The 8,413-nt window shown below is 35.7% G+C and carries 8 protein-coding genes and 1 tRNA gene; all 9 read left to right on the plus strand.

The features are described 5' to 3' along the window. Window positions 1–31 precede the first annotated feature (31 nt). The 9 genes from ACW6PM_RS13145 to ACW6PM_RS13185 all read left to right on the plus strand — a co-directional run bounded on the left by ACW6PM_RS13145 (window position 32) and on the right by ACW6PM_RS13185 (window position 8,387). On the plus strand, window positions 32–1,075 hold the full coding sequence (locus ACW6PM_RS13145) for a sensor histidine kinase (protein ID WP_308651495.1): 1,044 nt from the start codon (window positions 32–34) through the stop codon (window positions 1,073–1,075). A 3-nt stretch (window positions 1,076–1,078) separates the two neighbouring features. Further along, window positions 1,079–1,723 (plus strand): response regulator, encoded by a 645-nt coding sequence (locus ACW6PM_RS13150; RefSeq protein WP_012744409.1) that lies wholly within the window; start codon window positions 1,079–1,081, stop codon window positions 1,721–1,723. Between the two features lie 1,170 nt (window positions 1,724–2,893). Further along, window positions 2,894–3,442, plus strand: a complete 549-nt coding sequence (locus ACW6PM_RS13155; protein WP_456057426.1) for a flavodoxin family protein — start codon at window positions 2,894–2,896, stop codon at window positions 3,440–3,442. A 171-nt stretch (window positions 3,443–3,613) separates the two neighbouring features. Beyond that, window positions 3,614–4,381, plus strand: coding sequence for a ParA family protein (locus ACW6PM_RS13160; RefSeq protein WP_117998259.1), 768 nt, complete (start codon window positions 3,614–3,616; stop codon window positions 4,379–4,381). A gap of 6 nt (window positions 4,382–4,387) precedes the next feature. Beyond that, a complete protein-coding gene (locus ACW6PM_RS13165; RefSeq protein WP_456057427.1) occupies window positions 4,388–5,278 on the plus strand; it encodes a ParB/RepB/Spo0J family partition protein in 891 nt (296 codons plus the stop codon). A 126-nt stretch (window positions 5,279–5,404) separates the two neighbouring features. Continuing rightward, window positions 5,405–5,914, plus strand: coding sequence for a DUF4446 family protein (locus ACW6PM_RS13170; protein WP_308651492.1), 510 nt, complete (start codon window positions 5,405–5,407; stop codon window positions 5,912–5,914). Between the two features lie 19 nt (window positions 5,915–5,933). Next, the gene (locus ACW6PM_RS13175; RefSeq protein WP_456057428.1) at window positions 5,934–6,977 is read left to right on the plus strand and encodes an HD-GYP domain-containing protein; all 1,044 of its coding nucleotides are present in this window, start codon (window positions 5,934–5,936) and stop codon (window positions 6,975–6,977) included. A gap of 18 nt (window positions 6,978–6,995) precedes the next feature. Beyond that, the gene (locus ACW6PM_RS13180; RefSeq protein ID WP_308669568.1) at window positions 6,996–7,871 is read left to right on the plus strand and encodes a DUF3881 family protein; all 876 of its coding nucleotides are present in this window, start codon (window positions 6,996–6,998) and stop codon (window positions 7,869–7,871) included. A 444-nt stretch (window positions 7,872–8,315) separates the two neighbouring features. After that, window positions 8,316–8,387 (plus strand) — tRNA-Arg (locus ACW6PM_RS13185). Window positions 8,388–8,413: the final 26 nt, after the last annotated feature.

The following is an 8,413-nucleotide window of genomic DNA, read 5'->3' on the forward strand; positions in this document are numbered from 1 at the left end:
AATCAATTATACAAACAAATGTTCGGTGATTATGGTTAAACAATATTTAGAGAAAACAAGAGATGAATTTTATGACAGTAAGTATGCGCTTATAGAAAAGCTTACTGCCGCTGAAAATCATTTTAAAGAAAATATCAGGATTATCCAGATGCTTGAGGGAAAATCCGATGAAAGCTTTGAGGCTTTTACTCCTCGTGAGATTAATTCATATAATAAGAGTAAAGCTAAGGAGCTTAAGGAGGAGCAGAAGCTCATTGAGCCTCAGATAAAGGCTTTACACAAACAGATTTCTGATATTGATTGCAAGATTGATGAAATTAACAGTGTAATCAGAGTATATAATTCTGATGAGACAACTAATGAGGTAGAAATTTCAGAGGCTATATCTGATGTTATCAATGAAGAGGATAGTGATGCTTTTAAGAGGGTTATTTTACAGACGGTGGAGAGTGAGCGACAGCGCATTGCTCGTGATCTGCACGATTCCACTGTACAGAGTCTGACTTCACTCACTCACAAGACAGAGCTTTGTCTAAAGCTTATGGATGTCGATCCTATCAGATGCAGGCTCGAACTCACATCCCAGGGAAAGATACTCAAGGATGTCATCAATGAGCTTAGAAATATGATTTATAATTTAAGACCTATGTCATTTGATGATATTGGATTCAACATTACTGTTGAGCGTGCGCTTGATAAGCTTCGCAATTCAAATAATATAAGATGCAATTTCAAGACATCCGGTGATGAGTATATGGTAGAAAGTCTCGTGTCACTGACCTTACTCAGGGTAATTCAGGAGGCCTGCAGTAATTCTATCAAGCATGGTCATGCCAAAGAAATCAATGTTTCACTAATGTATGAACCAAAATCACTTACTTTGACGATAAAGGATGACGGAGATGGTTTTGACACATCTGCTATTCCTGAGTTTACCAGAGAAGATAATTCAGGCTTTGGATTGTCTATGATGAAGGAAAGAATTTATCTTCTTTCCGGTAAAATATCTATTTCATCAAAACCCGGTGAGGGGTGTATAGTTAAGGTAATTATACCTGTAAATAAGGAGGACTAAATTATGGCTATTAACATTATGATTACAGATGATCATTCTATGATCAGAGAGGGACTTAAAAATCTGCTGGAGCTTGATGGTGATATCAAGGTTATTGCTGAGGCTGAGAATGGTGAGGATTGTCTTGATAAATTAAAGACCTTTAGACCTGATGTTTTACTTTTGGATATCAATATGCCTAAGATGAATGGTCTTGAGGTATTAAAAGCTTTAAAGGACAGAAAGTCTAAGGTAAAAGTGCTTGTTCTTACTGTTCACAATGAGACAGAATATCTTATGAAGGCTGTAGATATTGGAATTAATGGATATGTACTCAAGGATTCTGAATCTGCTGAGCTTAAAAAGGCTATTTTCACTATAGCTGATGGTGAGACCTACATCCAGCCTAGTCTTATTCCGGCTCTCAATTCAAAGATGATTCAGAAGAATGAGGATGAGCTTAAGATTGATGCTCTTACAAAGAGAGAGATGGAAGTACTTAAAGAGATGGCTGTTGGTAAGTTTAACAGAGATATTGCTAAGGAAATGAAGATTAGTGAGAGAACTGTTAAGAATCATATTTCAAGTATTTTTAAGAAACTTGAGGTTACTGATCGTACACAGGCTGCGGTGTTTGCAATTCGTAACAATATTATTCAGATTATGTAATATACGTTATATATTTTATTAGGGTCTTATAAGATTTTATTTGAGGAATGTTTCACGTGAAACATTCCTCTTTTAATATATGATTTGATTTATAGGGAATAATTTAATTTATTGACAGTAGTACGGAATCCGACATACATATACATTCCGCACTCATTTTACTCCGTAACCAAGAGTATGTAAGAAATCACATATAGGTTGAGACAATAGGACGCAACCGTCCATATTCGCCATCGTGGCTCAGTATGGACTCGCTCGTACATCCATGTACGAGCGTTGCTATGCATAGAAGTGATTTCAAACATACTCTAAGTTACTTCGTAGATTCGTTTGAAATGTATATGTATGTCGGATTCCTTACGTTGTGGATGTACTATAAAATCCTATGGTATAATACTCTAGAATTAAATAATAAAATATAGTGTTTCACGTGAAACATTCCTCTTTTAATATATGATTTAATTTATAGGGAATAATTTAATTTATTGACAGTAGTACGGAATCCGTCATACATATATATTCCACACTCATTTTACTCCGTAACCAAGAGTATGTAAGAAATCACATATAGGTTGAGACAGAAGTACGGAATCCGCCATACATATACATTCTGCACTCATTTTACTCCGTAACCAAGAGTATGTAAGAAATCACATATAGGCTGAGACAATAGGACGCAACCGTCCATATTCGCCATCGTGGCTCAGTATGGACTCGCTCGTACATACGTGTACGAGCGCTGCTATGTGTTGAAGTGATTTCAAACATACTCTAAGTTACTGCGTAGATTCGTTTGAAATGTATATGTATGTCGGATTAATTGCGTTGTGGATGTACAATAAATGTCATATAGTATATTATTTTAAAAATAATTATGTGCGATTTTATATTGTATAGGTTAATATTTTGCGTTTAAATTATATGGTGGGATATAATCTCAATTATTATGTAATTCGAGATTATATGATAGTGTATAATCAATTATTATGTAATTTAATTGTATAAAATTTAATAAATATTAATTGATAAGTATAAGTATTAAATGATAAAATAAGAATGTTTCACGTGAAACATTTAAATGATATAATGAGTGAATACGAGAAAGCTACGTTTTAATAATTAGACTGATTAAAAATTTAAATAAAGGATATAGAAGGAGACATAATTTATATGAATAAAAATGTTTTAATAATTAAAGGAAGTCCAAGAGCAGAAGGTAATACTGCAACAATGGCTGATATATTTGCCAAAGGCGCAATTGAAAACGGTAATACTGTAACAGAAATTGTATTGAAGGATAAAACAATAATAGATTGTAGTGGTTGTGCTATTTGCCAGCAAAATGGAGGAAAATGTGTTCAAGACGATGATATGAATGAAATATATGATGAAATGTATAAAGCAGATGTAATTGTTTTAGCATGTCCGGTTTATTTTTACACATGGCCTTCTTTGATGAAAAGAATGATTGACAGAACTTTTGCAATTGAAGATAGTATGGATAAGAAGATTTTCTATTTATTAAGTGCTGCAGCTACAAGAAAAGAAATAAATGTACAAACCATGATTAAGTGTTTCAGACAGTATATTTCATGCTTCGGAGAAAATGGTAGTGAAGAGGGCGGTATTATATTTGCGTATGACACAAGAAAAACAGAGGATGTGAAAAATATGCATGATATTTTAAATAAAGTATATGAAATGGGCAAGAATGTATAGTTGCATTTAGCAAAATAAAAATTGAATTGAATGAATAATTATTTCAATTATTAAAAAATAATGTGCTTACATAGTGGAATTTTATAGCATTATACAGTTAAGAGTGATATAATAATTTAAGTGTGTAAGATTTCAATTTACAATATCAAGTAAATTGCGAAAGGATTTATAATGGGAAGAATTATAGCAGTTGCAAATCAGAAGGGTGGGGTTGGAAAGACCACTACTTCTATCAATCTGGCAGCGTGTCTGGCTGAGAAAAAGAAAAAGGTGCTGGCAATTGATTTGGATCCGCAGGGAAATATGACAAGCGGCCTTGGTGTAAATAAGGACGAAGTGGAGAACACGGTATATAATCTCATGCTTGATGAGTGTTCAATTGCAGAGAGTATTGAAAAGACCGTAGTAGACAATTTATATGTCATTCCATCTAATGTAAATCTGGCCGGAGCTGAGATTGAGCTTTTGGGCATCAATGATAAGGAATACATATTAAAGAGTGCAGTTGATTACATAAAAGAGGATTATGATTTTATTATTATTGATTGTCCTCCGTCACTCAACATGCTGACAGTCAATGCAATGACAACGGCAGATACAGTGTTGGTTCCTATTCAGTGTGAATATTATGCATTGGAGGGGCTTAGTCAGCTGATTCATACAATCAATCTGGTACAGGAGAGACTTAATCCGGAGCTTCAGATTGAGGGAGTGGTTTTCACCATGTATGATGTCAGGACAAATCTGTCAAACCAGGTTGTAGAGACAGTAAAAGAAAATCTGGATACAAAGATTTACAATACAATGATTCCAAGAAATATCAGACTGGCGGAGGCTCCGTCATATGGTATTCCAATAAATATGTATGACAGTAAATCGGCCGGAGCAGAAAGCTACAGAAATCTGGCAAAGGAAATAATAGCGAGAAAGGATATTTAATATAGTATGGCGGCAAAAAAAGGATTGGGCAAGGGACTTGATTCATTAATTACAGACAAAGTGTCAAAACCGGTAAAACCAAAGAGTAATCATGCAGCGGATGCTGTAATGATGGATATTAATAAAGTAGAACCTAACAGAGAACAGCCGAGAAAAAAATTTGATGAGGATGCACTTATTGAATTATCAGAGTCAATAAAGCAGTTTGGCATTTTACAGCCTCTGCTTTGTCAGGAAAGAGATGATTACTATGAAATCGTCGCAGGTGAGCGAAGATGGAGAGCAGCAAAGCTGGCTGGTTTAAAGGAAGTTCCTGTTATAATTAAAAAATTAACCGATCAGCAGATTATGGAAATCTCTCTCATAGAAAATATTCAGAGAGAGGATTTGAATCCAATTGAGGAGGCCTTGGCATACAAACGTCTGCTTGAGGAATTTAAACTGAAGCAGGATGAGGTGGCAGAGAGAGTATCAAAGAGCAGAACAGCAGTTACCAATTCAATGCGTTTACTCAAGCTCAATGAAAAGGTACAGCAGATGGTTATAGATGAAATGCTCACTACAGGCCATGCGAGAGCATTGCTCGGAATAGAGGACCAGGATCAGCAGTATGTGCTAGCACAGCAGATTTTTGACCAAAAGCTCAGCGTAAGGGATACAGAGAAGCTTGTTAAGTCATTGCAGAAGAACAAAAAAAAGACCAAGGCAGAAAAGCCGGTTGATCCTCAGATGGAAGCAATCTACAAGGATCTTGAGGAAAAGCTTAAAAAGAATATGGGAACAAAGGTTCTAATTAACAGAAAGAATGAAAATTCCGGAAAGATAGAAATAGAATATTATTCTCATGATGAGCTGGATAGAATAGTAAACATGCTTAATTCGGTTCAAACACAGTAAAAAAATAAGATAGTATTCAGATTTTGTGTATTTAATGAAAGAAATAATAAATTTATACAGAAAATGAGACAAAGAGACTATTTAAATTTTATGCAAAATGTACGACAATATAGATAGGAGTAAAAAATGATTTCTGAATATTTAGGATTCGATTCTGACTACATTATATTAGGATTGATGGGAGTGGTAATTATTCTGCTCATCCTCATAATCATAAATATGGTGCAGGTTGGTAAGCTCAAAAAAAGATACAAGGTGTTTATGAGTGGAAAAAATGCAAAGTCATTGGAGGACACAATTATCAAGAGACTTGACGAGGTAGATGAACTTGTTGCAGCAAACTCATTAAACAAAAAGAATATAGAAGAATTATTTGCTAACATGAAGTGTTCATATCAGAAGGTAGGACTTGTGAAGTATGATGCATTTAATGAGATGGGCGGAAAGCTAAGCTTTTCACTTGCCATGCTAAATGGAAAGGATGATGGTTTTGTGCTCAATGCCGTTCACAGTCGTGAGGGCTGTTATACATACATCAAGGAGATTGTTGGCGGAAATTCCATTATTGTTTTAGCAGATGAAGAGCAGGAAGCGTTGAATATGGCCAAGGAGGCAAATACGCCTGCAGAAAAATAACAATGGGGTGTTTTAGTTTATGAGGATAAAAGCAGTCAGCAGCTTAGTTGGCGGTGAAGTACTTGCGGAACCAATACTAACAGAGAAAAATGATATTTTAATACCAAATGGCACAAAGCTTAAGCCTGATTATGTGCCACTTATAGAGTCACTTGGGATAGAATCAGTGATGGTAGAGGATCCGTATGAGAATTACGAAAGTCCGAATTCTATCGTAGACCCGGCTATTTTCAACAAATATGTGGAAAAAGTGCGCAGACTGATGGAAAGTCATATATATCATGATGGCAAATCCTTAAAGGAGTTTGAGATAATAGCTAATGATATTGTCCATGATATAAATGATATGCCGTATGACGTGATTGTTGATATAAAAGAGCGCAATTCGGACTTATATGAGCACACAGTCATGGTAACACTTTTATCAGTGCTCGTTGCCAGAAAGCTGAAGCTGGACGAAAAACGAAAGTATAACATAGCTGTGGGCTGTTTACTACATGACATTGGGCTGCGTTTTATTGTCACACGATATAAAAACAGGGATTTTTCCAATGCAGATCCTGCGGAGCTTTTTGAGTACAAAAAGCATACCATTTTGGGATATTCGGCATTGGATGAGGAAAGCTGGATAGCGCCAATATCAATGAAGATGGTTTTATCACATCATGAAAATTTGGCAGGCACGGGTTTCCCAATGAAGCAAAAGAATAAGGAACTGGAATGTAGAATAATACAGGCATGTGATGCGTTTGATTCGTTGATAAGCGGCATGGAGTGTAAGCGTATCTGTGTGCAGGATGCCATAAATAAGATAAAGGAAAATGAAGGTGGAGAATTTGACAATAAAATCATTAGGTGTCTGCTTTCATCAGTAGCAAAATATCCTGTAGGCACGACTGTAAAGACAAATGCCGAAGAAGAGGGCGTGGTAGTTTCCCAGACAGTCGATCCGGAAAATCCAATTATCATGATTTTCGGGAATGAAAATAACGGCAAAGTGATGATGCACAACAGATTAAATCTCATGCTCGACAAAAACATTTCAATTCTTCAGGTAATTTAAAGAAAAGAGAAATAAGTAATGCACCAATTCCTCAGAGCAATAGGATTTTCAGATATAACAAAGAAACAGTTAAACGAGGTAATTAAAAACATAATAGATAAGCCGGAAAAACTAAAGGTAACAAAGGATTCCGAGGGCAATGAATTTGCCGAGCTGTCATGTGATGTGGCTTCCAATATGGGAATTACGGTCAGAGGAATATACAATGACGATGATAGCTTTGACATAGATTACTACTATCCGTATTTCATGGGAAGTGAAAAGACTACAAATGAGATAATAGATATCGAAAAACACTCAGAGAAGGAATCATACGCAGGTGTATGTGATGATCCTAATCTCGGCGTAACACTTATATTTTATCTGCAGAATGTGTGTGATTATCTGTCAGAGAAGTCATACATAAACAGAGAGGTAAGGGCAAAGGGAGCAGTGCTCTCAGGACTGTCAGTTGATGGCTGTATTTTGTTGCCAATGAAACAGAAAAAAGCTAAAACATTAAACACAGTTGACTCAGACAAAAAGGATAGAAAGCAGCTGATTGCAGAGGCCAGAGATGGTGATGAGAGTGCTATGGAAAGCCTCACAATGGAAGATATAGATTTATACTCATCCATTACAAGAAGAATCCAAAATGAGGATATTCTTTCAATCGTAACGACATATTTCATGCCATATGGCATCGAAAGTGACCAGTACAGCGTGCTTGGAGATATTATTGAGTTCACAGAAGAAAAAAATATCATTACAAATGAAAAAATATATTGCATAAAAGTGTCATGTAATGATATAATATTTAGCGTGTGTATAAACAAAAATGACCTCATCGGTGAGCCGATGGTTGGCAGACGTTTCAAAGGAAACATCTGGATGCAGGGGAGTATTTGTTTGTAATATACAAATGTTCTCGTAGTTAAATGGATATAACAAGCGCCTCCTAAGTTTTGGATATAACAGAACCCAAAACAGAAAAAAGGTTTTTGTTCAGAGGTAAAAAAAGCAGGAGCCGAGAAGAATCTAAGAGGTAAGAAAAAAGGTAATTCATCAAGAGATTGATAAGAATTATAGAGAAGGTCACCGTAACCGGAAAAGAGGCTGAAAAGCCCGAAAATACGGCATTTGTTTTCATAGTTAAATGGATATAACAAGCGCCTCCTAAGACATAACCATGGTTAAAGCCGTGAGTGAGTAAAAGGCGGTAACTAAGAGTTCGATTTGAACTGTGGCATATAGAAATGTCGAAATAAGAAAACAGATGATTCATCACAAAAGTGATTGAGTTCATAAAGAAGGTCACCGTAACCGAAACAGGCTGAAAAGCTTGAAAATACGGCATTTGTTCTCGTAGTTAAATGGATATAACAAGCGCCTCCTAAGCGCTAGTTGTGGGTTCAATTCCCGCCGGGAACATCGATTTTTTGCAACAATGATCGTAA

The organism is Agathobacter sp., from assembly GCF_977054825.1.

Bases quoted from the DNA above. Each gene is read 5' to 3' on its own strand.
- ACW6PM_RS13145 (WP_308651495.1), top strand. From the start codon at position 32: ATGGTTAAACAATATTTAGAGAAAACAAGAGATGAATTTTATGACAGT.
- ACW6PM_RS13155 (WP_456057426.1), top strand. From the start codon at position 2,894: ATGAATAAAAATGTTTTAATAATTAAAGGAAGTCCAAGAGCAGAAGGT.
- ACW6PM_RS13150 (WP_012744409.1), top strand. From the start codon at position 1,079: ATGGCTATTAACATTATGATTACAGATGATCATTCTATGATCAGAGAG.
- ACW6PM_RS13175 (WP_456057428.1), top strand. From the start codon at position 5,934: ATGAGGATAAAAGCAGTCAGCAGCTTAGTTGGCGGTGAAGTACTTGCG.
- ACW6PM_RS13180 (WP_308669568.1), top strand. From the start codon at position 6,996: ATGCACCAATTCCTCAGAGCAATAGGATTTTCAGATATAACAAAGAAA.
- ACW6PM_RS13160 (WP_117998259.1), top strand. From the start codon at position 3,614: ATGGGAAGAATTATAGCAGTTGCAAATCAGAAGGGTGGGGTTGGAAAG.
- ACW6PM_RS13170 (WP_308651492.1), top strand. From the start codon at position 5,405: ATGATTTCTGAATATTTAGGATTCGATTCTGACTACATTATATTAGGA.
- ACW6PM_RS13165 (WP_456057427.1), top strand. From the start codon at position 4,388: ATGGCGGCAAAAAAAGGATTGGGCAAGGGACTTGATTCATTAATTACA.